This window comes from Cytobacillus sp. Bva_UNVM-123 (genome assembly GCF_046351715.2).
GTDB lineage: Bacteria > Bacillota > Bacilli > Bacillales > Cytobacillaceae > Cytobacillus.
In genome coordinates this window covers 831,836-858,341 of record NZ_CM177772.1, presented here as the reverse complement: position 1 = coordinate 858,341, position 26,506 = coordinate 831,836, and the positions used below count along the sequence as shown (strand labels likewise).

The following is a 26,506-nucleotide window of genomic DNA, read 5'->3' as shown; positions in this document are numbered from 1 at the left end:
ACCAAATCAAATCAGAAAGAAGTGTCCTTATGTTTAAACATTATAACATGAATCAAATCGTTTTGCCCTTAGATTTAGAAGTAAAATTACAAAATAATGATATTGCCCTCCATGTTCATCATTTAGTTGAAAGTATCCCTCATGAAGCCTTTGAACCATTTCTTCGAAATGAGGGCTGCCCTGCCTATCATCCACGCATGATGCTTAAAATTATCCTATGTGCCTACACGCAATCTGTCTTCTCAGGGCGCAAAATTGAAGCCCTATTAAAAGACAGTATCCGTATGATGTGGCTAGCTCAAGGATATGAACCAAGCTACCGAACTATCAACCGATTCCGTGTACAACCGGAGGTAAAAGAATTAATCCGCCAATGCTTCGTTCAATTCCGCTGCCAGTTAGTACAAGAAAATCTGATTGACCAAGAAGCGATTTTTATTGATGGTACAAAAATTGAAGCAAATGCGAATAAATTTACGTTTGTCTGGAAAAAATCAATTGAGAAATATCATCAAAGTTTAATTGAAAAGTCAAACCAGCTATACGATGAACTCCTTAAGAACGAAATCATCCCTGAACTTGAACGTGAAAGCGATGAACAGTTATCAATGGATGAGCTCACTCAAATGGTTCAAAAAGTGAACGATGTCGTAACCGATTATAATAAACAAATTGAAGCATCATCAGACATTCCAGAGCGAAAAACTCTAAGAAGTGAACGTAAATACCCGAAACAAGTGCAAAAACAGTTGATTGATTTTGTCTTACGAAAACGGAAATATCAACGAGACTTTGAAATCTTTGGCTCACGTAATAGCTATTCTAAAACAGACCCGGATGCGACATTTATGCGGATGAAAGATGATTATATGCAAAACGGACAATTAAAAGCTGGTTACAATGTACAAGTCGCAACGGAAGGACAGTACGCACTTGCCTATAGTTTATTTTCAGATCCAACAGACACACGAACGTTAATTCCGTTCCTAGATGAGATCGAGCGACGTTATTTTGAATTACCGAAACACATTGTGGCAGATGCAGGTTATGGCAGTGAACAAAATTATGATGATATCCTTTCAAATCGTAAACGAGAAGCGCTAATTACGTATAATATGTACTTGAAAGAGCAAAAGAAAAAATATAAACAAAACGAATTCAATCCAGATAACTGGCAGTATGATGAAGAAAACGAAGCGTACATTTGTCCGAACCAGCAACGCCTTTTATATAAATATCATTCTGTACGTACGGATAAAACAGGCTTCAAACGAGAGTTTAAAATCTATGAATGTGAAGACTGTTCGGACTGCCCATTCCGTTCTTCATGTACGAAAGCAAAAGAAGGTAATAATCGAAAGTTAATGGTGAATGAAAAGTGGGAACAACAAAAAGAATATGTGCGAGCAAAGCTTTCAGAAGAGAAAACAAGTGCCATCTATCGTAAACGTAAAATCGATGTGGAACCAGTTTTTGGATTCTTGAAGGCTAATTTGCGTTTCGCTCGATTTTCTGTACGAGGAAAATCGAAGGTAGAAAACGAAATGGGCTTTGCGTTAATGGCAGTGAATTTAAGAAAATTCACTGCCATTAACTAAGGGAATAGAAGAATTTATATGCAAAAATAGAGAAAGGTGAATTTGAGGATCCTCAAATTCACCTTTCTCGCTATTTGAAGCTAGTTATGTCCCAGCCTCGTCTTTTGTGTGGCTTTATAATAAAGTTTGATTAAAAACCACGATTAAAGTTTAATTTCATCGCATAATTCATAAATTAAGAAATGCTACGGTACCTTTATAGTAATATTATTTATCTTCTAGAACCAATGATTCTGTGTACTTTATTGAATTTTCTTCCCAGGTTAGTATAACATTAAATTTTTTAGGGTGATTATTAAGTATAAAATATCTACCTAATTCGACAAACTCACTAGATTCTAGCTCAGAGATTACAGGTTCGGAAAAAAACTTTGAATTTGCTGATACTGGTTGTTCTATTTCAATTTTTACATCTTTTGTTTCATTACTTTTATTTTTCACTATTATCATATAACTTTTATAAAGATCAGGTTTGGCTGATTCCTCCTTACTTAACACAACCTCCCAATCATCTGAAAGTGCATCTTCTTTCTTAATATCCGTTGAGTTAATTACTCCCTTCGCTTCAGATATATAGGAAAGACCTAATAAAATACTGGATAATATTAAAATTGTTAATGCTTTGTTCATTTTGATACCCTCCAAGTTTTAATAAGAATTGTTACCTCATTCATATTTTTTAAACTATTTATATTTTTATTATAAGGGTAGTCTTTATATACTAATCTTTTGTTAAAGTAAGTATCCGCCGGTAGAACCGGCGGTTTTAATTTCGTCCTATAAGGGCACTTTACCAACGAAGCCCCTAAAGGAGCCTTAAAATTGACCGTCAACCGTTTACTCTCCTACTTATCTTTGAATGGATCAGTATATTCTCGCTTGCTCATGTTGTCTCGCAAACGGTCCACAGCTTCTTGCTCTCGAATATATTTTGCGATTGTCTTTTCGTTTAAGCCAACCGTACTTACATAATAGCCTTTTGCCCAAAATGTTCGATTACCATGATTGTATTTTAAATTTGCATGTCTATCATGGAACATTAAAGAACTCTTACCTTTTAAATATCCCATGAAATACGAAACTGACATCTTTGGTGGTATTTTCACCAACATATGGATATGATCTGGCATTGCATACGCCTTCGATTATTTCCACATCTTTCATATCACAAGGTTATTTCCAGTTTTAACGTTTATTTATATACTTCTGCGGCCTTTGCTAATAGTGCTTGCTAGGAGTCTCGTAAAGAACATATCCCATCCATTTTAATAATCCAGTTTCCAGCACCCACATCGTATTAACCGCCATGTTTATCACGATAACTATAAACTCTAAAACGCTCTTTAGGTTGCAGGATTCTTCCAGTGAATTTAAGTTTTTTCCATTTGAATCATCTGACCACAGATTGATAGGTTTTAAGATTGTTATACGTCCAATCTGCCCTTTTCAGAATATCATATCATCCCAATACACAACCGTTGGATCAATATCAATTATCTTACTAGGCTTGTCTAATCCAGTACCCGATAACACTGCTCGATAGTCAAATTCAGGACAGGCCTTCCATGCATATCCTGGAAACTCATTATGACCACAAGTAAGTTTGTACTTTGGAAGATCCTTTTTTAATGCTTCGATAAGTAAATACAAGGATTGCTTTTGCGCTGGAGTAGGTTCTTCTGTTCTAAAGTCAACAACTACGCAGATTCCTACAGCAAATCTATTAGAATTTCCCACATGATAAGATAAGACACCTAAATTATGATTCCACTCAATCGTACCGTTTTTTAAGATTACAAAATGATATGCTACACCCGGCCATCCATTCGTATCGACGTGATAGCGAGCGAACGTAGCTAAATCCCCACCTGTTGTAAGGGAATAGTGTATGGCGATATCTGTTTTGCTGTTTACTCCATAATCATTATAAGAACCTTTTCTCTTCGTCTTTCCTCTTAAGTCAACTAATTTAGGCAATTTTTGAAATTGATAGATCATTTACCCTCACCTCTTTCATTTCTTCGACTAGCAGCTCTTTGTAACTTACTTTCAAGCTCTGACTTAGTCGAGTAGAAGGGAATCTTTCTACCTCACGGTATATTGTATTCCTCCCCCCTCACAGAACCGTGCTTGCGCAATTAACGCACACGGCTCCTCCTAGTTACCATTCACATAATGTAGCTAATTTCTTTTCTTAAGTCATATATGTTAACCTTAATTCTTGCATATGGTAATGGGTATTTATTAAGAAAGAGTCTGAATTTATCCCAAGTAAATGATTTCCTTTGACTTCTTCTATTGAGCCACTTAAACAGTAAGTATCCGATTTTGTCTCTGAATTTGTTTGCACTTTGAGTATTATCTGTGAGGCAATAATAATTGTAATAGCCTATAAGAGAGCATCTAAATCTATCCATAATTATATGAATATCTTTATTCCTATTAATCTTCAACCATTCCTTAGATTCTTTAAGTTTGCCTTGGACTTTCTTTCTGCTTGACTTCCGTTTCACTCGGAAATTACCTTGTTTACTTTTCCCACAATAGTGTGTAAAACCTAGGAAATCAAAGATTGCTGGTTTACTGTTTCCCTTTTGTTTTACATCTTTCTCCGCAAACTTTCCAAAGGGAATAATTTTAGTTTTATCCTCGGCTATTTCTAAGTTAAACTTCTTTAATCTCAATTTTAATGATTCGAAGAATTGTTCAGCTTCACTTCTAGATTGAAAACAACAAACAAAATCATCTGCATATCTCACTATAAACGCTTGTCCTTTGCACTGTTTTCTAACCCTTTTCTCAAACCAAAGGTCGAGGACGTAATGGAGGTAAACGTTGGCTAACATCGGAGATATTACTCCACCTTGCGGTGTGCCATTTTCTGTCTTGTATTTCTTTCCTTCCTCCATATATCCACCTTTAAGAAACCTACTAATTAATCTTAGGTGGTTAGGGTCAGAGATTCACAGTTTTAAGAACTCCATCATCCAAGTGTGGTCAACATTGTCGAAGAATCCTTTGATATCTACATCTACTATATAATTTACTGACCTCTTTTCAATGTAATAGTTCAGTATTTTCAAAGCATTATGACAGTTACGGTTTGGACGGAATCCAAAGGAACAGTCCAGAAAATCATTCTCATAGATGGTATTTAGTATCTTTGTAATGCCTTTTTGTACAATTTTATCTTCATGTTCTGGTATTCCCAATGGTCTTTTCTTATCTGAATTGAGCTTTGGGATATACATTCTTCTTACTGGAACAGGACGATATCTTTTGCTTTTAAGCCTATTTACTAAGCCTTCTATGTTTTCTTTTAGATTTTCACTGTATTGTTCTTTAGTTGTACCATTAATCCCTGTTGCCTTTTTATTAGGTAACTCATGATGACATTGAACTAATGATTGCTCATCTAATAAATGTGCAAGAGATGTAAATTTCATTTTAGGATCAGATTTTGCTAATTCTGCTATCCTTAGTAGTTTTTTTTCCATTTAATATTCCTACCTCTGCGTGTAGTAAATGTTTCCCTAGTAAGGGTGATAACTGGTAGCTAGCCTTTCCTCCATCGGCATTACCCAACTTCATTGGTACTACGCTACTATCCGACTCCCTAATCGGCATTTGGTTTCCTTACTTTGTATCGCTTGTACACCATACTTTTCTAAAAAAAAGAAAAGACCGATAGGGTCTCCCGAGTTGCCGTATCATATCAATGTATAACGTGCCAAGGTATCTGACCCCAGAGAGGTTTCATTTTTCTAGCCTTTTACGAAGAATGAAATGTAGCTTTCTGCTGCAGGTAAAGCATCAGCCCTCTTGAATTACTAACATTATGGAGCTCAATCCCTCCAACCATTTGGCTTTCGGCACGCTACCTAACTGCTGTCTACTCTTAAATACTAAAGTTACCTTTAGCCCTCCAAGACTCGCTACGAGCGAATGGCTAGTTCTGACTCGACGGGAATCCCACCCGCTATATGACACGACCTATGCTCGGCCACACACCCACTCCGTTAGCTTGTTTAAAATCCAATCGGGCACCCACGCACCCCATCCAGCACGGATTGAGTTAGCCGTCATGGATTGGATTATGTGATATAGAACCCCGAATGCCAAAAACCCGAAAAGGATTCCAGAAGCATTAAAGATCATATTCAAGAAATGCCCGCCAGCTGGGAGCAAGATAATAAAAAAAGTACGGAAAATCCCATCGATTCCGGACTTGCTTGCATATGTTTTATCTTTTTTATCAGCTCGTACACCACTTATCCAATCCATGATGATAAAGAAAATTAGTGCTGTCAAGGTGTACATTACAACTTCACCCGTCCCAAACATAAATTCAAATAAAGGAATAAAAAAAGCACCAATTAACGATGCAGCAAACTTATCTGAAAAAATTAGCCTCTCCATAAGATTACCTTTTTTCTACAAAAAAATAGCCCCGATCGGTTCGGAGCAGTCTGAAGTCATCAAGTCAAGTCGAATTATCGACATACACATTCACATTAGAAATTCTATCAATTTAGTCAACAACGGTGATAGCAGAGTATAATGATTCGCAGCGTTTGACATAAAACATTTATACTTTTCGTTAAAAGTAGGTGTACCTACGGAATTCTCCATATCATCTACTAATAGTATTAAATCTTGTCTTTCATCAACTTCCTTAATTTGTTCTAAAGCCAACCTTAATTCACTAAAAACATTATCTCCAGCTATAATGATTCTCCCTTTAGCCGAAGTATTCGTTATTTCGCCCCCTTCCATACAACCTACCAGAATACCAGCATTAGTAGATATTGGTATAAAGTAGTACAATTCTTTTAATTGTTCAAACAAAAAATCTCCACCTTTTAAAAATACTTACAGGTGAAGATTCGACAAAAAAATATTAATCCTTTGATATTTCAAGTCATAAAAAATACAACTATAAAGACGTAAGTCGAATTTTGTCATAACTGAGTAATTATTTGCTTTTCTTCCACTATTTCAGAAGGTACTTCCTTCCAACTAACTAGATTCGTCTTCGCAAAACCATTATTACCAATAGAAATAAATTGGGGTTGAGGATTGATTAACTTTTTCGCGAAATCCTCTGAACTAAAATCCTCAACATCTGCTATTAACTGTGTTGCTGGAACTCCAATTCCTTCAACAACGTTAAATACTATTCTCATTATTACTCCTCCTATTTTGCTACGAATTTATTATTGGCCCATGCTACGATTTGACTTTCTTTTAGCCGTAGTTGATCATTTACATAAGTTATAGTTGCTAATCCACTAATTAAGTTAGCAGCCATGTTTGAGTAGCAACAGGATAGCCTTGCACTTGTAACGAGCTGGCATTTAAAGTCGCATTAACAGTTACGATTACCGTTAAATTGACTTGAGCCATAATCAACCCTAAATCCTGACTGAGCGACTATTGGTGCACCAGTGGTATAGATTCCGTAACCACCACTAGTAGCTAGTGATATTGAGCCATTACTACTAAGCCGGAAGCCGTTAGCATCATTGGAATGCAAAGAGTGTGAGCCATATATTGAAGTCATGGTTAAAGTTGATCCTGTGCCGTTCCCCACTACAAAACGCTCCCATGTACACGTTCCCCCCGTCGATCCTTGTTTGACCAGGTGTGCTAAGGTTCGTAAACGTCACAAGCCCTTGCATATTAAGATTTTGAGCCATTAAGGATATTGAATAAGGGTCCTGTGTAATCATCGATGTAACAGTAGGGCCCTTATATTCGGAATAACTACCTTTGACTGATCTGGCCAGCTTGAATTGATATTTGTGACTCAGCATTTCCCATGTGGCCGTTTAATTGAGTAACGCCTAACTGGATATTGTCTACTTTTAACTCAAGGGTAGCTATAGAATCATTAACTGATTCAACTTCTAGCGTTATTCGATCATTCGTCTGCTCTATCCTTGACCTAAATTGTGTCGCATTTTCATTGATCTCAGCCCTTGTTTCAGTGAGCAAATTGGATAAAGTTTGCTTACGGTTACCTAAGACCACTGTGACTGCTGCTGGTGATTGTGGATGACGCTTAACGCATTATACGAGGAGTATCAATAAGCTCTCGTTTGAGCCTTTCGGTCATCGTTGTTGCTTCGATAATGTTATCATCACGAATAGGCTCTGCATGATGTTCTCCAAAAACAGCAACATTAGGTGAAACGATAAGTGACTACTAAGCCATTACCTCCGTAACTACGGATAACAGTAGCTAGTTTAGTAGTGTCCACAGTCTCATTAATAGCTTTGATATTATGCTTGTACCTAAGTTGGTAATCATCATTTTTACCATTCTGCTTATAGATTTTTAAATGTTTGTTTGGCTCAATCTTTATTTCACACTCAAAAGCATTACATGCTTTGCGAATCAACGATAAAGCATTATCCCCACCAAAGTTAAATCGAAAAAGATATGAGGGGCATGAATTTGTTTGTTGTAAATCCCCTTAACAATCTTTTTAATACGATACTCATGCTTCTCATGCTCAATGATAGATTCCTCTTCTATCAAATCCCAAACATGACTATTATTTTCGCTATTTATAAAAGTACAAGAAAGAGAAAAGTCGCCATTTACTTCTTCGTTAATTTCTAACGATTTGTAATCAGCGACTGGTTCGGATTGAAACTTTTATTAATTGTTTACGCTAGTCATAGTCGCTCAATGGGTCTTGAGGAAAGAAAAAAATATACTTTATCAGACATAGTGAAAGTGAAAAGAAATGCCAAGGAAAAATGTTTAGAAGTGTATTACAACAATGGCCATTGGTTTCATTATTTTTCTAACGGAACTTGGGGTTAAAAATTAAATATAAAAAACTGTTTCTGAACTTGAAAATGATTCAATAAATGAGAAGTTTCTCGAAAAAGAAGAATTAGAGGAGTTTTTAAACGTGGCTAAAAATGAAGGCTTGGAGGGTGATCTGCTCGCTTTCACTATATTAGCCTATACTGGCTTAAGGATAGGGGAAATGCTAGCTTTAAAATGGTCTGACATTGATATGGACGAGCATATATTAAGAGTCATTAAAACTTACTCCAACTACATAAAGAAGAGCAATAAAAAGTAATGAAGGACAACAAGCCTTTCTATGTCGATAATGATTTCATTTTCTCAACAAATGAAGGTTATCCAAAGACTATAAAGCATTTAGCCATAAGGATGCAGCGACTTCTTAAGAAAACATCTATCAAGAAACAAGTAACCCCTCATTCATTCCGACATACTCTCACTTCTCTATTGATTGAAGCTTACGTACACATAAAAGAAATCCAGGAACGCTTAGGCCATTCAGATAATACAACTATGGACATATACGTTGACAAAATACATTAAAAAAGAGGCTTCCCAAAAGTTCGGAGAACTAATGAGAAACCTCTCTCAAAATGTATAATTTAAAAGTCTTGGCACCAAAATGGCATCAAAATTGATGTTTTGTCACTGGAAACCTTGATAAATCAAGGTTTTTTTGTTCAAATTACATCATACCGCCCATTCCACCCATGCCGCCCATATCAGGCATCATTGGTGCGTTGTTTTCTTCTGGCTTGTCAGCGATAACAGCTTCTGTTGTTAAGAACATTGCTGCTACAGATGCTGCGTTTTGAAGTGCTGAACGAGTAACTTTAGTTGGGTCAACGATACCAGCGTCGATCATGTTTACCCACTCGCCGCTTGCAGCGTTGAAGCCAATACCTAGTTCTTCACGCTTTAAGCGATCAACAACGACTGAGCCTTCTAAGCCAGCATTGTGAGCGATCGTGCGAACTGGTTCTTCGATTGCACGTAATACGATGTTAATACCTGTTGCAACATCGCCTTCAGCTTCAAGTGCAGCTACTTTATTGTATACGTTTAGAAGAGCAACTCCTCCACCAGATACAATTCCTTCTTCGACAGCAGCACGAGTTGCATTTAATGCGTCTTCGATACGAAGCTTGCGCTCTTTCAATTCTGTTTCAGTTGCAGCTCCAACTTTCACAACCGCTACTCCGCCAGCAAGCTTAGCTAGGCGCTCTTGTAATTTTTCCTTGTCAAATTCAGAAGTTGTTTCTTCTAATTGAACACGGATTTGGTTTACGCGAGAAGCGATTTGTGCGCTGTCTCCAGAACCTTCAACGATTGTTGTGTTTTCTTTTGTTACAACAACTTTAGAAGCGCGTCCTAATGATTCGATTGTCGCAGATTTAAGGTCACGTCCTAATTCTTCAGTGATTACTTCTCCACCTGTTAGGATCGCAATATCTTCAAGCATTGCTTTACGACGGTCTCCGAAGCCAGGAGCTTTAACAGCAACTGCGTTAAATGTTCCACGAAGTTTGTTAACAACTAGTGTAGCAAGTGCTTCACCTTCAACATCTTCAGCAACAAGCAATAATGGCTTGCCTTGTTGAACAACTTGTTCAAGAACTGGAAGGATTTCTTGAATGCTTGCAATTTTCTTATCAGTGATTAAGATGTATGGATTATCAAGGATTGCTTCCATTTTATCAGAATCTGTTACCATGTAAGGAGATGCATATCCACGGTCGAATTGCATACCTTCTACAACATCAAGTTCTGTTGTGAAGCCTTTAGATTCTTCAATTGTAATAACACCATCGTTGCCAACGCGCTCCATTGCTTCAGCGATTAATTGACCAACTTCTTGATCATCAGAAGAGATAGAAGCAACTTGTGCGATAGACTCTTTTCCTTCGATTGGTTTAGAAATAGATTTTAGTTCTTCAACAGCAGCAGCAACCGCTTTTTCGATTCCTTTACGGATACCCATTGGGTTTGCGCCAGCTGTAACGTTTTTAAGTCCTTCACGGATCATTGCTTGAGCAAGAACGGTTGCAGTAGTTGTACCGTCACCAGCAACATCATTTGTTTTGCTTGCAACTTCAGCAACAAGCTTTGCACCCATGTTTTCGAAAGCATCTTCTAATTCGATTTCTTTCGCGATTGTTACACCATCGTTTGTAATTAATGGTGAACCAAATTTTTTCTCAAGAACCACGTTGCGTCCTTTAGGTCCAAGAGTAACTTTTACTGCATTTGCAAGAGCATCTACACCGCGAAGCATTGAACGGCGAGCATCTTCACTAAATTTAATCTCTTTTGCCATAAATAAAAACCTCCTCGAAATATTTGAACTACGTTTTTAGTTTAGGAATTTAACACTGTGCGGCATTAACCGATAACAGCAAGAATGTCGTTTTCACGTAAAATTAAATATTCTTTGCCTTCGTACTTCACTTCAGTACCAGCATATTTTGAGAAGATAATACGGTCGCCGTTAGCAACTTCAAGGGCTACACGCTCACCATTCTCAAGAACACGGCCAGTTCCAACAGCAACGACTTTACCTTCTTGAGGTTTTTCTTTAGCAGTATCCGGCAATACGATGCCGCTTGCAGTTTTTTCTTCAGTTTCAACAAGCTCGATAATAATTCGATCACCTAGTGGCTTTAACAAGTGAAACAACCTCCTCAATTAATATGTAATTTTTATTATTAGCACTCTAATGACTTGAGTGCTAACACAATTATTATATTAATGAATCTCACATTTATTTGCAAGGGTGAAGCTCAATTTTTTGTAAAAACTTTCTTATCCTCCTTTTTTCAGTATTTACAATTTGAAACAAAAGCCCTTTTATGAGTAAAATAGAGTGAAACTTCAATCAGTGGGAAGTAGGGGTGTTACAGCCCGTTAATCTGTGATAAAGATTAGTTCATTAGTTTTTTTGCCTAGAAAATTTGATTTTATTGTAAGGAGAACAAACATTGAAAAGAGTTTATTGGATTATTCTCATTGCCTATATTGCGATGCATCTTTCCAGTTTGGTCGCTGTGCCACTAATTATTTTTGTAAGCGCCTTTTTTGGTCAAAATCCTGAAGAAATGAGATTATTTGCTGCTACAGCATGGATCGTTTTCAGCTTTTCCGTTACATTAATCATTACATTGCTATTGCTCCGTAAGGAAATGACGAATAAAGACTTAATGAGAGATTCAGCTTCTCCGTTAACTTCAGTTGCATGGGCAATTGGCGGTGTATTTCTAGCGATGATAGCCCAATTGGTTGCCGCCAATATTGAAAGATTGCTTGGGATTGAAATGGGTTCTGAAAACACGCAAGACATTTTAAGACTTATTGAAGCTTCTCCCATTGTCATTCTAGTCAGCTCGATCATCGGGCCAATTCTAGAGGAAATTGTTTTCCGAAAAATTATCTTTGGTACATTATATAAACGACTAAATTTCTTTTTTGCAGGACTTATTAGCTCGATTATTTTTGCTATTGCCCACACTGATTTCAAACATATTCTTCTATACACTGCGATGGGCTTTACGTTTGCTTTCCTTTATGTGAGAACAAAGCGGATTATCGTGCCAATCTTTGCCCATACAGCAATGAATACGCTCGTCGTCTTGATTCAGTTTAATCAAGATAAAATTGAAAACTGGTTAAAGAAAATGGAACAATTTCAAGCCTTTATTGGAGGATTTTTATGAGAAGGTCACCATTAGTTTCAGGTATTTTTTATATTATACTCGGCATCCTCTTCACTTATATTGCTATTCAATACATAGAGAGAGAGCAAGGGTGGGGGATTTTTACTTATTTTCTTATTATCCTGGCAACTTTTGATATCGGTTCAGGTTTGCGCTTGATCGCTTTGCATTTTAGAATGAAACATGATCAACAAAAAAAATGAAGAGGCTGGGACAAAAATATTTTAGCCTATAAAAAAACCGAACTATTTTACGAAAAGACAATTAAGTACTTCGTAATAGTTCGGTTTTTACTTTTTTGGTACGTTGTTCCTTAAAATATCATTCGGTTTTACAAAGTGGAAATTTAGTTATGTCCCAGCCTCTTCTTTTATATGGGAAAATCATTTACCATTTACTACCTTTATCATGAAATTTGCGCTTTTTAATTCTCTTTTTCTGAAGGATAGTGCTTTAAAAAATAGATAAGTGATTGAAGTTCAATAGCAAGGTCAATGTGATGAATTCTAATTGTAGGTGGTACAGAGAGACGTGCAGGTGTAAAATTCAAAATGCCATTAATCGTACTCTGCACGATTCGGTCAACAATCGGTTGGGCAGCTAGAGCTGGTACTGTTAAAATCGCTACTTCTATTTGATGCTCAGCGATAATCTTTTCTAGCGCATCCATATGATAGATTGGTACATCCCCGATCGTTGTACCAACTTTAGTAGGAGATACATCAAATGCTACTTCAATTTTTGTATTATTGTTTTTAAGAAAATTATAATTTAGAAAGGCTGTTCCTAAATTACCTACCCCAATAAGTGCCACTTTCGTAAGTTCATCCTGTGCTAATGTTTTTCGGAAAAACGATAGCAAATAATTGACATTATAGCCATAGCCTTTTTTCCCTAGTGCACCAAAATATGAAAAGTCTCTTCGAATCGTTGCTGAATCAACTTTCACTGCATCACTTAGCTCCGCAGATGAAACTCTAGTCTTGCCTGATGCATGCAAATTTTTGATGAAACGATAATATAGTGGAAGTCTTTTTGCTGTCGCTTGTGGAATCTTAATTGTCTCGTTTGCCATTCCATTTTCCCCTCTCCCAAATGCAGCGTTGAAAAATAAGTTTGCCTTGGCATAATTCCGTCAGATCTTCACCTTCAATTACATACAAGCTAAATTCTTCAATCGTTTTGAGAGAGAGTTTTATTTTCTTGAGCACAAAATAAACCTCTCTCACTGATTTTATTAAAGAATTTCTCTTTTAAAATCACCATTCTTGCCGCCAGTTTTTTCTACTAAATAGGTTTTACCAATAATCATCCCTTTATCAACAGCTTTACACATATCATAAACTGTTAGAGCACATACAGAAGCCGCTGTTAGCGCTTCCATTTCCACACCAGTATTTCCTTTTGTTTTCACGGATGCCATAATTATCAATTTATACTCTTCTTCACGTGGCTCCCATGAGAAGGAGATATCCACACCTGTTAATGGGATTGGGTGACACATTGGAATTAGCTCCCATGTCTTCTTGCAAGCCATGACACCAGCTACTTGAGCAACCGCAAGAACGTCGCCTTTTTTCATTTTGTTTGATGTAATTTTTTCATAGATCTCTTTATTTACAGTAATACTAGAATAAGCTATTGCGGTTCGGAATGTTTCAGGCTTAGCACTGACATCTACCATTTTAGCTCTACCCTCTTGATTAAAATGTGTAAAATCCGCCATATAAAAACCCCTCTCTTTAAAATCATACACTATTTTTATCCAATTGTGAAAGCTATGTATGTTTCTTCACATATCTTTTTTTTTACCCGCAGGCATCCCTTTATTGCCCTACATATATGAATAGGTTACACTATCTCTAGAGTATAGAGGTGAAAGAAATGATTTTATTACAAATAAATCAGCTAGAAAAAAACTTCGGCGCCGATTCTATTTTAACGAATATTAAGCTAGAAGTACAAAATCGAGACCGAATTGCTCTTGTCGGCCGTAATGGAGCCGGTAAGTCTACCCTATTAAAAATAATTGCTGGACAAGTTTCTTATGATGCGGGTGAAATTATCAAGCCAAAAGAAGTAGAAATTGGGTATCTCGCTCAACATACAGGATTAGAATCAGATCGCTCTATTTGGGATGAAATGTTAACCGTTTTCGCTCATTTAAAAAAGCAGGAAAAAGAACTGCGTAAGCTTGAAGAAAAGATGGCAGATCCTGATTTAATTGCCAATCATAAAGAATATGAGCGAATTTTATCTGAATATGACACCCGACAGCTTCAATTTAAAGAACAAGGGGGCTATCAATACGAATCAGATATTCGCTCTGTTCTCCATGGTTTAAACTTTCAATCCTTTAGCTATGATACAAAAATAGCAGCATTGAGCGGTGGGCAGAAAACAAGGCTTGCTCTCGGTAAGCTACTACTGACAAAACCTGATATTTTAATATTGGATGAGCCGACAAACCATCTTGATATTGATACTTTATCGTGGCTAGAACAATATTTACAAGGATATGACGGTGCTATTTTAATCGTATCCCATGATCGATACTTTTTAGATAAGGTCGTCTTGCAAGTTTATGAATTATCAAGAAAACAAATAAAGAAATATATCGGAAATTATAGTGCTTATCTCGAACTGAAGGCAGCAAACTATGAGCGCGATATGAAGCTTTATGAAAAGCAACAACAAGAAGTAGCTAAGCTTGAAGATTTTATTCAACGAAATTTAGTTCGTGCCTCAACGACGAAAAGGGCTCAAAGCAGAAGAAAACAGCTTGAAAGAATGGAGCTTCTTGACCGTCCACAAGGGGATGAAAAGTCAGCAACATTTGGCTTTCAAATCGAGAAACAATCAGGAAATGAAGTATTAAATATTCATTCCGCAACTGTTGGTTATGATGATTTTGCCGTTTCTCAAGCGATTTCCATTCGAATTGCACGTGGTGAAAGCATAGCTCTTGTTGGTCCAAACGGGATCGGAAAATCTACCTTATTAAAAACATTAATTAATCGTTTACCACTAATATCTGGTAGTTTTCAGCTCGGGACTAACGTAACGATCGGCTATTATGATCAAGAACAGGCAGAGCTTTCATCTAATAAAAAAGTGTTAAATGAATTATGGGATGAATATCCACTAAAGCCTGAAAAGGAAATTCGAACAGTGCTTGGGAATTTTCTATTTTCTGGTGATGACGTCTTAAAAACCGTGTCAACTTTAAGCGGAGGAGAAAAGGCACGCTTAGCTTTAGCAAAACTCATGATGCAAAAAGCAAACTTCTTAATTCTTGATGAGCCGACAAACCATCTTGATTTAGATAGTAAAGAGATTTTAGAGAATGCCTTAATTGATTATCCGGGAACGATTCTATTTGTTTCCCACGATCGCTATTTTATTAATCGAATTACAACAAGGGTCATAGAGCTTAGCAGTAATGGAGCGACTGAATATCTTGGTGATTATGATTACTATGTCGAAAAGAAGCGGGAGCAAGCTGAGCTTAAAGCTTTAGAAAATGAAGAAAGCTCTTCTACCAACTACGATACAAACAAGGAAACAAGCAATTATCAGCTTCAGAAAGAAGCAAAGAGACTTGAAAGACAAAAACAAAGAAGATTAGAAGAAGTGGAAAGGCAGATTGAAGAACTAGAACAATTCATCCTCGAGCAAGAGCAGCTTTTATGCGAGCCGGAAATTTATCAAGACCATGAAAAAGTACTTGAGATTACAAATAAAAGTAATAATGCGAAAGCAGAACTAGAACATTTAGTAGAAGAATGGACAGAATTGGCAAGTGAATAGCAGCAGAATCAACTAATTGTTATTCACATAGTTATTCACAATAAAAACACTTAAATATAAGGTTTCCACATGTTTTTCCACATTATCCACAATGAAACACCATTGTTATCCACAATATTAACAATGAAAGTGAATAATGACCGTTTTATCCACAAAGAAAGCTCTCAATTTGAATGAGAGCTTTCTTCTATCTTTCATTAGTTGTGGATAGTAATATCTAATCCTGGATTCGCATTTAATGCGAGCGATGACCGTACTCCTTTTTCAAATAAAACACTACCTGCAGCTGCAATCATCGCTGCATTATCTGTACAGAGTGATAGTGGGGGTATGATGAGCTTTACATCTGGAATTTTTGCGAACTCCTCTTCTAAAGCTGAGCGCAATCCTTTATTTGCTGCTACCCCACCTGCTAATAAAACTTGCTTTACCTTAAATTCTTCTGTAGCTCTAATTGTTTTTCTAACAAGAACATCAATCACACTTTGTTGAAAGCTTGCAGCCAAATCTTCAGGCTTAATCACTTCTCCACGCTGTTCTGCGTTGTGGACGGTGTTAATAACTGCTGACTTTAATCCACTGAAACTAAAATCATATGATCCATCTTCAAGCCAAGCTCTCGGCAAGGTAATAGAAGGCTCTCCTTGTTGAGCAAGTTTATCAATATGTGGACCTCCAGGGTAAGGCAAGTCTAATGTACGAGCAACTTTATCATATGCTTCTCCTGCAGCATCATCTCTTGTTTCTCCGATGACTTCAAAGTGTCCATGTTCTTTCATGTATACTAATTCGGTATGTCCACCCGAAACGACGAGAGAAAGCAAGGGAAACTCCATTTCTGATATAAGACGATTCGCATAAATATGCCCAGATATATGATGAACACCAACTAGAGGAATGCTATGAGCAAATGAAATCGCTTTTGCCGCATTCACACCTATTAGTAATGCACCGACAAGACCTGGACCTTCTGTTACTGCAATCGCGTCTAAGTCTTCATACTTAACATTAGCCTGCTTTAATGCTTCTTCTAATACAATCGTCATTTGTTCTACATGGTGGCGAGAAGCAATCTCCGGAACGACACCCCCAAATCTTTTATGGCTTTCAATTTGGGAAGCAACAATATTGGCCACAATTTCCCTGCCATTTTTGACGATGGCTACGGCTGTTTCATCACAGCTTGTCTCAATTCCCATTATCCATTGGTCTTTTTTCATTGTAAATTCACCCACATTACTAACGCATCCTCTTGATTATCTGTATAATACCGTTTTCGAATTCCTCCGTCTTGGAAACCGAGCTTGCGGTATAAAGATTGAGCTATCTGATTTGTCACCCGAACTTCAAGTGTCATTGTCTTTACATCTCTTTCAACCGCAAGCTCCATGACCTTTCGCATTAATGCTTCCCCAAGCTTTCTCCCACGATATTGCGGTAATATTGCGATATTCGTGATATGTGCTTCATCTATGATAATCCAAACCCCGCAATAGCCAATAATTTTCCCTTCCTCTTCTATACCAACGTAAACAGCATATTGATTGGCAGAAAATTCATTTTGAAAAGCTTGCTTCGTCCATGGCAGTGTAAAGGATGCATGCTCAATTTCTAGAATTTCATCAATATCATTTTCATTTAAAAATCGAAAAGTTAGCGATTGATTCATTTTGTTACTTCCTTATCGTGTTTGCTTTTTTTCTTCATTCGCTTTTAACCAATTGAATTCAGCCTCTGCTAACCGAATATAATTAGGTACGAACGAATGGACATCTTCTGGTTCTCTATCCATTCCTAATAAAGCTAGCTCTGCTGGTCGTGGATTTTGTTCTGTCATTTCAGCAAAAACAGCTTGATCCCCTAGCTTCTCTTTTATGATAGGACGATGAAGAGACAAATCATTCCCGATAAATAAAATTTTTGCATCCTGCATGGCTAATTCTTCAGACCAGCTGCTAGATAAAAGCAACTGATCTTTCTTTAATGTCATTATTTTTCCTGACTGAAATTGATAAAGTCCTGTATAAATTTGTCCTCTCCTCGCATCAAATAGCGGCGAAACAACTCCATCAAAATAGCGACCTACAGAAGCAGCTAATGTTTCTAAGCTGGATACACCAACTAATGGAATATTCAATGTCCACGCCAATGTTTTCGCAATTGTAACCCCGATTCTAACTCCCGTATAGGAGCCTGGACCTTTTGCGACAACAATTCTTTCAAGTTCTGCCGGCTGGATGTCACAATCCTTCATCAATGTTTCAATGGCAGGCATCACACGTACAGAATGGTTCTTCTTTAAATTTGTGATATATTCACCTTTCACTTGCTCTCCATCTATTAGAGCTACACCTAACGCATAATTCGATGTATCAATGGATAGTACCTTCATATTAATAGCTCCTTACATAACCCCTCATATCTCTTACCCTTTGGCTTTAAAACAATTTTTCTCGCATCATTCCCACGAGCATATATGTAAATGGTTAATAACTCCTCAGGCAGCTGTTCCGCAATTAAATGAGCCCATTCAACAACTGTTACCCCATCACCTTCAAAATACTCTTCAAACCCAAGATCCTCGAACGAATCTTCCACTCGGTAGACATCCATATGATAAAGCGGCAGTCGACCGTGATACTCTTTTATAATCGTAAAGGTTGGGCTATTTACATTCTTTTTTATCTCTAGGCCCAGTGCCAAACCTTTCGTAAACGTCGTTTTCCCCGCTCCAAGGTCACCTTCTAAAGCGATCACATCGCCTGCTTCAAGCAAGCTTGCGAGTCTTTTGGAAAAATGAAATGTTTCTTCAGGTCCATTTGTATAAAATTCAAATTGCTCCATCTATTAATCACCTTTTTATCATCAATATCCCAATTATTCTTTAAGAATTAGAAAATTTGGCATCATCTTGTTCTTCGGGGAATGCCCTAGTAATGCTAATACAATTTTATCATTATATTCCGATTAGCTAAAAAAACCTTAGGATTATTCCTAAGGAATATCATCTAGTTTATAGTGTACATGATTTTAAATCGATGAGCAAAAAAACAAAAAATGTTTAGAAAAACATGACTTTCTGAACGAGAACAATGCCGATAATTTTCTTAGCCTCAAGGAATTATCGACTTGTCCAGGTTAGGTTAGCGTATTTTTCATTGGGACTCTTTTCAATTTTAGTCCCATATGATAGGTCTTTCCAAACCAATCATTCTTAAGTATTGTAAAAATTGACCTGCGTGTACGGCATCATGGTAGGCAATCCGTAAAAGCATGTCGCCTAAATATCGCTGATAGCCGACATCACTTCGATCAATAAGTCTTGACTCTAACTCTTCTAAAGAGAGAGATTGAATATAATCGATAAAATCGGCAAAATATATTTCTGATAATTCTATCTCCTCTTTAATAGTAGTTATAGGCACTTTATCGTATGGAGCAGGTGCTTCTGTTTTAACAGATCCATTGTTTTTTAAGATCATATGATAATGGAAGCTTGCACTCCATACATGACGAATCATTTCCCCAAAGGACAACGCCTCTTTATCTGGTCTCCAAGTAATCCAGCTATCAGGAAGTGATTCCCATAATTTTATAGAGCGTCGACGTGTTTCTTTTAAGTTCAATATCGTCAGATCAATTGCATTCATCATTATTTCCCCCTTGAATTAGATTCAAGGTAATTGTATCAATAATACATTTAGGGTATCATCAAAATATGAATGTATATCCGAATATCTCATATATTGCCAAACTAATTGGTGAACCAACAAGAGCAATCATATTGGATTGTTTAATGAATGGTCAAGCACTACCGGCTAGTGAATTAGCTTATAAAGCAAAAGTGTCACATCCAACCATTAGTTCCCATCTTTCAAAATTGGTCGAAGGTAATCTAATTATTGTGGAACAACATGGTAGACATCGATATTTCCGGCTTGCTAATGAAGAGGTAGCTGAAGTTCTCGAAAAATTGGGGACAATCGCACCTTCTGTTAAAGTTCGCTCATTGCGTCAGTCGGATCAACTAAAACAAGTTCGCCATGCTCGGACATGTTACGATCATCTAGCTGGGGAACTTGGTGTGAAGGTTGCTGAGGTACTACTTGATAGGGAATTCATAACTTTAAAAGATAAGGAATATGTTGTAACTGAACAAGGGAAAAAATGGTTTCTTCAATTTGGAATCAATATCGAAGAGGCAAATACAAAAAGGAGGACATTTGCAAAACCCTGTCTCGATTGGAGTGAAAGACGTTATCATATTTCCGGTTGGTTAGGATCTACGATAGCCACTTGTTTTTTTAACAATGGATGGATTACAAAAACAGAAAAGAATCGGGCGGTCCATCTCACAAAAAAAGGCACAAAAGCATTACAAGATCAGTTTGGAATTGAAATTAATGTAGAAGAGAAAAAATTGGTTTAAACCTATCAGTCCGTCAAATGACGGGCTCTTCTATTTCCCTGTCGAATTTAGTCCTCTGGATGCCTTCTTTTATCCTTACAGTAGAAAAATCCTACCATTTACTTCAATAAAAAAAACGAAACATCGTTTCGTTTTGAATGACTTTATAAAAATGGCGGTCCGGACGGGACTCGAACCCGCGACCTCCTGCGTGACAGGCAGGCATTCTAACCAACTGAACTACCGGACCAAATTGCGGGGACAGGATTTGAACCTGCGACCTTCGGGTTATGAGCCCGACGAGCTACCGAACTGCTCCACCCCGCGATAGTATTATTTAAAAAACTTGTTCATGCTTTAATTATGCGTTAAACCGCCCCGATTTCAGGGAGATTATTCAAGTAGCAGCTCAATCGGTGCGCTGAAGAATTTCCTTCGAAGCATATTCGATCGTGCTCCACCCCGCGATAATATTATTGATAAAAAATTGTAAAAGCTTAGCGGCGTCCTACTCTCACAGGGGGAGAGCCCCCAACTACCATCGGCGCTGAGAAGCTTAACTTCCGTGTTCGGGATGGGAACGGGTGTGACCTTCTCGCTATCGCCACTAAACTTTTTATTAAATTGAGGTTTCGTTCCCTCAAAACTAGATAATAAGAAGAAGAAAGAGTAATCTTAAAGCGTGTCCAGCTCCAGTGCCTAGGGGCTCGAGGTCTTAAGCCAATCCGTCAAGAAGGTTAAAGTACAACCTTCTCGCCGTCTCGTCTTAAGCTTGTCGCCCCTAAGCAAGGCACTTCCGCTTTTCGTTTTTGGTTAAGTCCTCGACCGATTAGTATTTGTCAGCTCCACGTGTCACCACGCTTCCACCTCAAACCTATCAACCTGATCATCTTTCAGGGGTCTTACTAGCTTGCGCTATGGGAAATCTCATCTCGAGGGGGGCTTCATGCTTAGATGCTTTCAGCACTTATCCCGTCCGCACATAGCTACCCAGCTATGCCTTTGGCAAGACAACTGGTACACCAGCGGTGCGTCCATCCCGGTCCTCTCGTACTAAGGACAGCTCCTCTCAAATTTCCTGCGCCCACGACGGATAGGGACCGAACTGTCTCACGACGTTCTGAACCCAGCTCGCGTACCGCTTTAATGGGCGAACAGCCCAACCCTTGGGACCGACTACAGCCCCAGGATGCGATGAGCCGACATCGAGGTGCCAAACCTCCCCGTCGATGTGGACTCTTGGGGGAGATAAGCCTGTTATCCCCGGGGTAGCTTTTATCCGTTGAGCGATGGCCCTTCCATGCGGAACCACCGGATCACTAAGCCCGACTTTCGTCCCTGCTCGACTTGTAGGTCTCGCAGTCAAGCTCCCTTGTGCCTTTACACTCTACGAATGATTTCCAACCATTCTGAGGGAACCTTTGGGCGCCTCCGTTACTCTTTAGGAGGCGACCGCCCCAGTCAAACTGCCCACCTGACACTGTCTCCCGCCCCGATAAGGGGCGCGGGTTAGAATTTCAATACAGCCAGGGTAGTATCCCACCGATGCCTCCACCGAAGCTGGCGCTCCGGCTTCCTAGGCTCCTACCTATCCTGTACAAGCTGTACCGAAATTCAATATCAGGCTACAGTAAAGCTCCACGGGGTCTTTCCGTCCTGTCGCGGGTAACCTGCATCTTCACAGGTACTATAATTTCACCGAGTCTCTCGTTGAGACAGTGCCCAGATCGTTACGCCTTTCGTGCGGGTCGGAACTTACCCGACAAGGAATTTCGCTACCTTAGGACCGTTATAGTTACGGCCGCCGTTTACTGGGGCTTCAATTCAGAGCTTCGCTTACGCTAACCCCTCCTCTTAACCTTCCAGCACCGGGCAGGCGTCAGCCCCTATACTTCGCCTTGCGGCTTCGCAGAGACCTGTGTTTTTGCTAAACAGTCGCCTGGGCCTATTCACTGCGGCTCATCCGGGCTATTCACCCAAATGAGCACCCCTTCTCCCGAAGTTACGGGGTGATTTTGCCGAGTTCCTTAACGAGAGTTCTCTCGCTCACCTTAGGATTCTCTCCTCGCCTACCTGTGTCGGTTTGCGGTACGGGCACCTGTTACCTCGCTAGAGGCTTTTCTTGGCAGTGTGGATTCAGGAACTTCGGTACTCTATTTCCCTCGCCGTCACAGCTCAGCCTTCACGATAATGGGATTTGCCTCATTATCAGCCTAACTGCTTGGACGCGCTATTCCAGCAGCGCGCTTACCCTATCCTCCTGCGTCCCCCCATTGCTCAAACGGTAATTTGGTGGTACAGGAATATCAACCTGTTGTCCATCGCCTACGCTTTTCAGCCTCGGCTTAGGTCCCGACTAACCCTGAGCGGACGAGCCTTCCTCAGGAAACCTTAGGCATTCGGTGGATGGGATTCTCACCCATCTTTCGCTACTCATACCGGCATTCTCACTTCTAAGCGCTCCACTAGTCCTTACGGTCTAGCTTCAACGCCCTTAGAACGCTCTCCTACCACGGACACCATACGGTGTCCATCCACAGTTTCGGTGATACGTTTAGCCCCGGTACATTTTCGGCGCAGAGTCACTCGACCAGTGAGCTATTACGCACTCTTTAAATGGTGGCTGCTTCTAAGCCAACATCCTGGTTGTCTAAGCAACTCCACATCCTTTTCCACTTAACGTATACTTTGGGACCTTAACTGGTGGTCTGGGCTGTTTCCCTCTTGACTACGGATCTTATCACTCGCAGTCTGACTCCCATGGATAAGTCTTTGGCATTCGGAGTTTGTCTGAATTCGGTAACCCGATGGGGGCCCCTAGTCCAAACAGTGCTCTACCTCCAAGACTCTTACTACATGAGGCTAGCCCTAAAGCTATTTCGGAGAGAACCAGCTATCTCCAAGTTCGATTGGAATTTCTCCGCTACCCACACCTCATCCCCGCACTTTTCAACGTGCGTGGGTTCGGTCCTCCATCCAGTGTTACCTGGACTTCAACCTGGACATGGGTAGGTCACCTGGTTTCGGGTCTACGACCACATACTACATTCGCCCTATTCAGACTCGCTTTCGCTGCGGCTCCGTCTTCTCAACTTAACCTCGCATGTAATCGTAACTCGCCGGTTCATTCTACAAAAGGCACGCCATCACCCGTTAATGGGCTCTGACTACTTGTAGGCACACGGTTTCAGGAACTATTTCACTCCCCTTCCGGGGTGCTTTTCACCTTTCCCTCACGGTACTGGTTCACTATCGGTCACTAGGGAGTATTTAGCCTTGGGAGATGGTCCTCCCTGCTTCCGACGGGATTTCACGTGTCCCGCCGTACTCAGGATCCACTCTGGAGGGAACGAAGTTTCAACTACAGGGCTTTTACCTTCTCTGGCCGGCCTTTCCAGACCTGTTCATTTACCTCATTCCTTTGTAACTCCGTGTAGAGTGTCCTACAACCCCAAGAGGCAAGCCTCTTGGTTTGGGCTAATCCCGTTTCGCTCGCCGCTACTCAGGGAATCGCGTTTGCTTTCTCTTCCTCCGGGTACTTAGATGTTTCAGTTCCCCGGGTCTGCCTTCTCTACCCTATGTATTCAGGTAAAGATACTGTTCCATTACGAACAGCGGGTTCCCCCATTCGGAAATCTCCGGATCAAAGCTTACTTACAGCTCCCCGAAGCATATCGGTGTTAGTCCCGTCCTTCATCGGCTCCTAGTGCCTAGGCATTCACCGTGCGCCCTTTCTAACTTAACCTTGTTCGGTCAATGATAAGCTGCGCATCTCTTCGTCATCTTCACTCGTCAACATCCTCACGTACAAACTACGTACGTTCCGGTGTTTCCTCACTCGATTCCTCGATCTGCTTGCTTCTCATTGCCCTCACGGTTTGTAAATAGACTAGTTTTAACTAGCAATTACGCTCGTGATTGGTTTTTACTCTATTAAATAATAGAGAGAAATACTAAAATGGCGATTACTCGGTTTTTCTTCTTCTTTCATTATCTAGTTTTCAAGGAACGAGGCTACTGACTTCAATCACATCGTGAATAAGCTTCTAAGATAAAGCTTCGTGCTGCCTTGCGACGAGCTGAAGAATTACTTCCTCGAATATGCTGTGGCGCAGGAGCAAATACTCTTTACATTCACGAATTAATATAAAGTTAAGCAGCTATTTCATCTTACTTACGTAAGACAATTAAGAGAGATTGTTCTCTCAAAACCGAACGAACAAATGACGTCTTTTTATGAAGTTTCCACTTCATTTTCCTTAGAAAGGAGGTGATCCAGCCGCACCTTCCGATACGGCTACCTTGTTACGACTTCACCCCAATCATCTGTCCCACCTTAGGCGGCTGGCTCCAAAAGGTTACCCCACCGACTTCGGGTGTTACAAACTCTCGTGGTGTGACGGGCGGTGTGTACAAGGCCCGGGAACGTATTCACCGCGGCATGCTGATCCGCGATTACTAGCGATTCCGGCTTCATGCAGGCGAGTTGCAGCCTGCAATCCGAACTGAGAATGGTTTTATGGGATTGGCTTAACCTCGCGGTCTCGCAGCCCTTTGTTCCATCCATTGTAGCACGTGTGTAGCCCAGGTCATAAGGGGCATGATGATTTGACGTCATCCCCACCTTCCTCCGGTTTGTCACCGGCAGTCACCTTAGAGTGCCCAACTGAATGCTGGCAACTAAGATCAAGGGTTGCGCTCGTTGCGGGACTTAACCCAACATCTCACGACACGAGCTGACGACAACCATGCACCACCTGTCACTCTGTCCCCCGAAGGGGAAAGCCCTATCTCTAGGGTTGGCAGAGGATGTCAAGACCTGGTAAGGTTCTTCGCGTTGCTTCGAATTAAACCACATGCTCCACCGCTTGTGCGGGCCCCCGTCAATTCCTTTGAGTTTCAGCCTTGCGGCCGTACTCCCCAGGCGGAGTGCTTAATGCGTTTGCTGCAGCACTAAGGGGCGGAAACCCCCTAACACTTAGCACTCATCGTTTACGGCGTGGACTACCAGGGTATCTAATCCTGTTCGCTCCCCACGCTTTCGCGCCTCAGTGTCAGTTACAGACCAGAAAGTCGCCTTCGCCACTGGTGTTCCTCCACATCTCTACGCATTTCACCGCTACACGTGGAATTCCACTTTCCTCTTCTGCACTCAAGTTCCCCAGTTTCCAATGACCCTCCCCGGTTGAGCCGGGGGCTTTCACATCAGACTTAAGGAACCACCTGCGCGCGCTTTACGCCCAATAATTCCGGACAACGCTTGCCACCTACGTATTACCGCGGCTGCTGGCACGTAGTTAGCCGTGGCTTTCTGGTTAGGTACCGTCAAGGTACCGGCAGTTACTCCGATACTTGTTCTTCCCTAACAACAGAGTTTTACGATCCGAAAACCTTCATCACTCACGCGGCGTTGCTCCGTCAGACTTTCGTCCATTGCGGAAGATTCCCTACTGCTGCCTCCCGTAGGAGTCTGGGCCGTGTCTCAGTCCCAGTGTGGCCGATCACCCTCTCAGGTCGGCTACGCATCGTTGCCTTGGTGAGCCGTTACCTCACCAACTAGCTAATGCGCCGCGGGCCCATCTGTAAGTGATAGCTAAAGCCATCTTTCAGCTTTTCCTCATGGGAGGAAAAGAGTTATCCGGTATTAGCTCCGGTTTCCCGAAGTTATCCCCGTCTTACAGGCAGGTTGCCCACGTGTTACTCACCCGTCCGCCGCTAACTTTTGGGAGCAAGCTCCCGCAAGTTCGCTCGACTTGCATGTATTAGGCACGCCGCCAGCGTTCGTCCTGAGCCAGGATCAAACTCTCCAATAAGATGAGACTTCCTTCGCGGAGTGTTTTTCCCCGTGATGGTTAGTCGAATCAATCGGGTATTTACGGGCAGTTATCCGCAAGGATATTACTGCGCGTTAATACGCGATAAGATGCGAGTTGATTAGCTCATAAATTGTCTTTTCAAAAAAGACTAAAGATTTAACGTTGACGTTTTTGTTCGTTCAGTTTTCAAAGAACAAAGCTACTTCTATGATTTATCTTCATGAATAACCTTCCACGAATAACTTCATGGAGCTTTGCGACGAGGTGAGGAGTCACTTCCTCGGGTATGCTACGGCGCAGGAGCAAGGTTTTTAATGAAGAAAACCCAATAACTATTA

At 40.1% G+C, this 26,506-nt stretch carries 21 protein-coding genes, 2 tRNA genes, 3 rRNA genes and 3 pseudogenes; 7 read left to right on the top strand and 22 right to left on the bottom strand.

The window, feature by feature from the left end:
* Nucleotides 1-29: 29 nt before the first annotated feature.
* A pseudogene (locus KDN24_RS04270) lies at nt 30-1,589 on the top strand (IS1182 family transposase); the annotation flags it as partial.
* Between the two features lie 216 nt (nt 1,590-1,805).
* Here KDN24_RS04270 and KDN24_RS04265 read toward each other — a convergent pair.
* The 8 genes and pseudogenes from KDN24_RS04265 to KDN24_RS04230 all read right to left on the bottom strand — a co-directional run bounded on the left by KDN24_RS04265 (nt 1,806) and on the right by KDN24_RS04230 (nt 8,220).
* A complete protein-coding gene (locus KDN24_RS04265) occupies nt 1,806-2,228 on the bottom strand; it encodes a hypothetical protein (RefSeq protein WP_409970571.1) in 423 nt (140 codons plus the stop codon).
* Between the two features lie 215 nt (nt 2,229-2,443).
* Nucleotides 2,444-2,768, bottom strand: a pseudogene (tnpA, locus tag KDN24_RS04260) (IS200/IS605 family transposase); the annotation flags it as partial.
* Between the two features lie 276 nt (nt 2,769-3,044).
* The gene (locus KDN24_RS04255) at nt 3,045-3,596 is read right to left on the bottom strand and encodes a peptidoglycan recognition protein family protein (protein WP_409970570.1); all 552 of its coding nucleotides are present in this window, start codon (nt 3,594-3,596) and stop codon (nt 3,045-3,047) included.
* Nucleotides 3,597-3,766: 170 nt separating this feature from the next.
* Nucleotides 3,767-4,849 (bottom strand): annotated as a pseudogene (gene ltrA, locus KDN24_RS04250) (group II intron reverse transcriptase/maturase).
* Nucleotides 4,850-5,591: 742 nt separating this feature from the next.
* Nucleotides 5,592-6,017 (bottom strand): phage holin family protein, encoded by a 426-nt coding sequence (locus KDN24_RS04245; protein WP_409970569.1) that lies wholly within the window; start codon nt 6,015-6,017, stop codon nt 5,592-5,594.
* Between the two features lie 90 nt (nt 6,018-6,107).
* Nucleotides 6,108-6,446: a hypothetical protein gene (locus KDN24_RS04240; RefSeq protein WP_409970568.1), complete on the bottom strand. Its 339-nt coding sequence runs from the start codon at nt 6,444-6,446 to the stop codon at nt 6,108-6,110.
* A gap of 113 nt (nt 6,447-6,559) precedes the next feature.
* Nucleotides 6,560-6,784: a hypothetical protein gene (locus KDN24_RS04235; RefSeq protein WP_409970567.1), complete on the bottom strand. Its 225-nt coding sequence runs from the start codon at nt 6,782-6,784 to the stop codon at nt 6,560-6,562.
* 1,214 nt (nt 6,785-7,998) lie between these two features.
* On the bottom strand, nt 7,999-8,220 hold the full coding sequence (locus KDN24_RS04230; RefSeq protein WP_491348462.1) for a hypothetical protein: 222 nt from the start codon (nt 8,218-8,220) through the stop codon (nt 7,999-8,001).
* A gap of 304 nt (nt 8,221-8,524) precedes the next feature.
* On the opposite strand from KDN24_RS04230, the gene KDN24_RS04225 reads away from it, so the two are divergent.
* Together KDN24_RS04225 and KDN24_RS04220 are read left to right on the top strand one after the other, a co-directional pair.
* Nucleotides 8,525-8,701 (top strand): tyrosine-type recombinase/integrase, encoded by a 177-nt coding sequence (locus KDN24_RS04225; RefSeq protein ID WP_491348316.1) that lies wholly within the window; start codon nt 8,525-8,527, stop codon nt 8,699-8,701.
* Nucleotides 8,701-8,967, top strand: coding sequence for a tyrosine-type recombinase/integrase (locus KDN24_RS04220; protein WP_409970566.1), 267 nt, complete (start codon nt 8,701-8,703; stop codon nt 8,965-8,967). The genes KDN24_RS04225 and KDN24_RS04220 overlap by 1 nt, the downstream gene beginning before the upstream one ends.
* Before the next feature lie 142 nt (nt 8,968-9,109).
* Here the strand turns inward: KDN24_RS04220 and groL are convergent, their stop codons facing one another.
* Together groL and groES are read right to left on the bottom strand one after the other, a co-directional pair.
* Nucleotides 9,110-10,741 (bottom strand): chaperonin GroEL, encoded by a 1,632-nt coding sequence (groL, locus tag KDN24_RS04215; protein ID WP_409970565.1) that lies wholly within the window; start codon nt 10,739-10,741, stop codon nt 9,110-9,112.
* A gap of 65 nt (nt 10,742-10,806) precedes the next feature.
* A complete protein-coding gene (groES, locus tag KDN24_RS04210) occupies nt 10,807-11,091 on the bottom strand; it encodes a co-chaperone GroES (RefSeq protein ID WP_491348315.1) in 285 nt (94 codons plus the stop codon).
* Between the two features lie 311 nt (nt 11,092-11,402).
* Between groES and KDN24_RS04205 the strand changes: the two genes are divergently transcribed.
* Both KDN24_RS04205 and KDN24_RS04200 read left to right on the top strand, forming a co-directional pair.
* Nucleotides 11,403-12,134, top strand: coding sequence for a CPBP family intramembrane glutamic endopeptidase (locus KDN24_RS04205; RefSeq protein ID WP_409970563.1), 732 nt, complete (start codon nt 11,403-11,405; stop codon nt 12,132-12,134).
* Entirely contained in the window at nt 12,131-12,337 is a 207-nt protein-coding gene (locus tag KDN24_RS04200; protein WP_491348314.1) for a YdiK family protein, read from the top strand. Before KDN24_RS04205 ends, KDN24_RS04200 begins: the two co-directional genes overlap by 4 nt.
* Before the next feature lie 221 nt (nt 12,338-12,558).
* Here KDN24_RS04200 and KDN24_RS04195 read toward each other — a convergent pair whose 3' ends face one another.
* Together KDN24_RS04195 and moaC are read right to left on the bottom strand one after the other, a co-directional pair.
* A complete protein-coding gene (locus tag KDN24_RS04195) occupies nt 12,559-13,209 on the bottom strand; it encodes a redox-sensing transcriptional repressor Rex (protein ID WP_409970561.1) in 651 nt (216 codons plus the stop codon).
* Nucleotides 13,210-13,371: 162 nt separating this feature from the next.
* On the bottom strand, nt 13,372-13,860 hold the full coding sequence (moaC, locus tag KDN24_RS04190; RefSeq protein ID WP_409970560.1) for a cyclic pyranopterin monophosphate synthase MoaC: 489 nt from the start codon (nt 13,858-13,860) through the stop codon (nt 13,372-13,374).
* A gap of 158 nt (nt 13,861-14,018) precedes the next feature.
* Between moaC and KDN24_RS04185 the strand changes: the two genes are divergently transcribed.
* Nucleotides 14,019-15,944: an ABC-F family ATP-binding cassette domain-containing protein gene (locus KDN24_RS04185; RefSeq protein ID WP_409970559.1), complete on the top strand. Its 1,926-nt coding sequence runs from the start codon at nt 14,019-14,021 to the stop codon at nt 15,942-15,944.
* 197 nt (nt 15,945-16,141) lie between these two features.
* Here KDN24_RS04185 and tsaD read toward each other — a convergent pair whose 3' ends face one another.
* From tsaD to KDN24_RS04160, 5 genes are all read right to left on the bottom strand, one after another.
* Nucleotides 16,142-17,164, bottom strand: coding sequence for a tRNA (adenosine(37)-N6)-threonylcarbamoyltransferase complex transferase subunit TsaD (gene tsaD / locus KDN24_RS04180; RefSeq protein WP_409970558.1), 1,023 nt, complete (start codon nt 17,162-17,164; stop codon nt 16,142-16,144).
* The gene (rimI, locus tag KDN24_RS04175) at nt 17,161-17,613 is read right to left on the bottom strand and encodes a ribosomal protein S18-alanine N-acetyltransferase (protein ID WP_409970557.1); all 453 of its coding nucleotides are present in this window, start codon (nt 17,611-17,613) and stop codon (nt 17,161-17,163) included. The genes tsaD and rimI overlap by 4 nt, the downstream gene beginning before the upstream one ends.
* A 12-nt stretch (nt 17,614-17,625) precedes the next feature.
* Entirely contained in the window at nt 17,626-18,336 is a 711-nt protein-coding gene (tsaB, locus tag KDN24_RS04170) for a tRNA (adenosine(37)-N6)-threonylcarbamoyltransferase complex dimerization subunit type 1 TsaB (protein WP_409970556.1), read from the bottom strand.
* Nucleotides 18,333-18,788, bottom strand: a complete 456-nt coding sequence (gene tsaE / locus KDN24_RS04165; RefSeq protein WP_409970555.1) for a tRNA (adenosine(37)-N6)-threonylcarbamoyltransferase complex ATPase subunit type 1 TsaE — start codon at nt 18,786-18,788, stop codon at nt 18,333-18,335. The genes tsaB and tsaE overlap by 4 nt, the downstream gene beginning before the upstream one ends.
* 332 nt (nt 18,789-19,120) lie before the next feature.
* On the bottom strand, nt 19,121-19,594 hold the full coding sequence (locus tag KDN24_RS04160; RefSeq protein ID WP_409970554.1) for a DinB family protein: 474 nt from the start codon (nt 19,592-19,594) through the stop codon (nt 19,121-19,123).
* A 68-nt stretch (nt 19,595-19,662) separates the two neighbouring features.
* Here KDN24_RS04160 and KDN24_RS04155 point away from each other — a divergent pair, with 68 nt between their 5' ends.
* Nucleotides 19,663-20,373, top strand: coding sequence for an ArsR/SmtB family transcription factor (locus tag KDN24_RS04155; protein ID WP_409970553.1), 711 nt, complete (start codon nt 19,663-19,665; stop codon nt 20,371-20,373).
* 152 nt (nt 20,374-20,525) lie between these two features.
* Here the strand turns inward: KDN24_RS04155 and KDN24_RS04150 are convergent.
* The 5 genes from KDN24_RS04150 to KDN24_RS04130 form a co-directional block, all read right to left on the bottom strand.
* Nucleotides 20,526-20,602, bottom strand: a tRNA-Asp gene (locus KDN24_RS04150).
* A 3-nt stretch (nt 20,603-20,605) separates the two neighbouring features.
* Nucleotides 20,606-20,679 (bottom strand) — tRNA-Met (locus KDN24_RS04145).
* Nucleotides 20,680-20,847: 168 nt separating this feature from the next.
* Nucleotides 20,848-20,964, bottom strand: a 5S ribosomal RNA gene (rrf, locus tag KDN24_RS04140).
* A gap of 197 nt (nt 20,965-21,161) precedes the next feature.
* Nucleotides 21,162-24,097: ribosomal RNA gene (locus tag KDN24_RS04135) — 23S ribosomal RNA — on the bottom strand.
* A 518-nt stretch (nt 24,098-24,615) separates the two neighbouring features.
* Nucleotides 24,616-26,165 (bottom strand): 16S ribosomal RNA (locus tag KDN24_RS04130).
* Together the 16S, 23S and 5S rRNA genes with 2 tRNA genes alongside form the textbook arrangement of a ribosomal RNA operon.
* Nucleotides 26,166-26,506 lie beyond the last annotated feature (341 nt).

Coding starts and splice junctions, on each gene's coding strand:
- tsaE (WP_409970555.1), bottom strand. CDS start 18,788: ATGGAGCAATTTGAATTTTATACAAATGGACCTGAAGAAACATTTCAT.
- KDN24_RS04200 (WP_491348314.1), top strand. CDS start 12,131: ATGAGAAGGTCACCATTAGTTTCAGGTATTTTTTATATTATACTCGGC.
- KDN24_RS04160 (WP_409970554.1), bottom strand. CDS start 19,594: ATGAATGCAATTGATCTGACGATATTGAACTTAAAAGAAACACGTCGA.
- groL (WP_409970565.1), bottom strand. CDS start 10,741: ATGGCAAAAGAGATTAAATTTAGTGAAGATGCTCGCCGTTCAATGCTT.
- KDN24_RS04155 (WP_409970553.1), top strand. CDS start 19,663: ATGAATGTATATCCGAATATCTCATATATTGCCAAACTAATTGGTGAA.
- moaC (WP_409970560.1), bottom strand. CDS start 13,860: ATGGCGGATTTTACACATTTTAATCAAGAGGGTAGAGCTAAAATGGTA.
- KDN24_RS04255 (WP_409970570.1), bottom strand. CDS start 3,596: ATGATCTATCAATTTCAAAAATTGCCTAAATTAGTTGACTTAAGAGGA.
- KDN24_RS04220 (WP_409970566.1), top strand. CDS start 8,701: ATGAAGGACAACAAGCCTTTCTATGTCGATAATGATTTCATTTTCTCA.
- KDN24_RS04195 (WP_409970561.1), bottom strand. CDS start 13,209: ATGGCAAACGAGACAATTAAGATTCCACAAGCGACAGCAAAAAGACTT.
- KDN24_RS04245 (WP_409970569.1), bottom strand. CDS start 6,017: ATGGAGAGGCTAATTTTTTCAGATAAGTTTGCTGCATCGTTAATTGGT.
- rimI (WP_409970557.1), bottom strand. CDS start 17,613: ATGAATCAATCGCTAACTTTTCGATTTTTAAATGAAAATGATATTGAT.
- KDN24_RS04235 (WP_409970567.1), bottom strand. CDS start 6,784: ATGAGAATAGTATTTAACGTTGTTGAAGGAATTGGAGTTCCAGCAACA.
- KDN24_RS04265 (WP_409970571.1), bottom strand. CDS start 2,228: ATGAACAAAGCATTAACAATTTTAATATTATCCAGTATTTTATTAGGT.
- tsaD (WP_409970558.1), bottom strand. CDS start 17,164: ATGAAAAAAGACCAATGGATAATGGGAATTGAGACAAGCTGTGATGAA.
- KDN24_RS04185 (WP_409970559.1), top strand. CDS start 14,019: ATGATTTTATTACAAATAAATCAGCTAGAAAAAAACTTCGGCGCCGAT.
- tsaB (WP_409970556.1), bottom strand. CDS start 18,336: ATGAAGGTACTATCCATTGATACATCGAATTATGCGTTAGGTGTAGCT.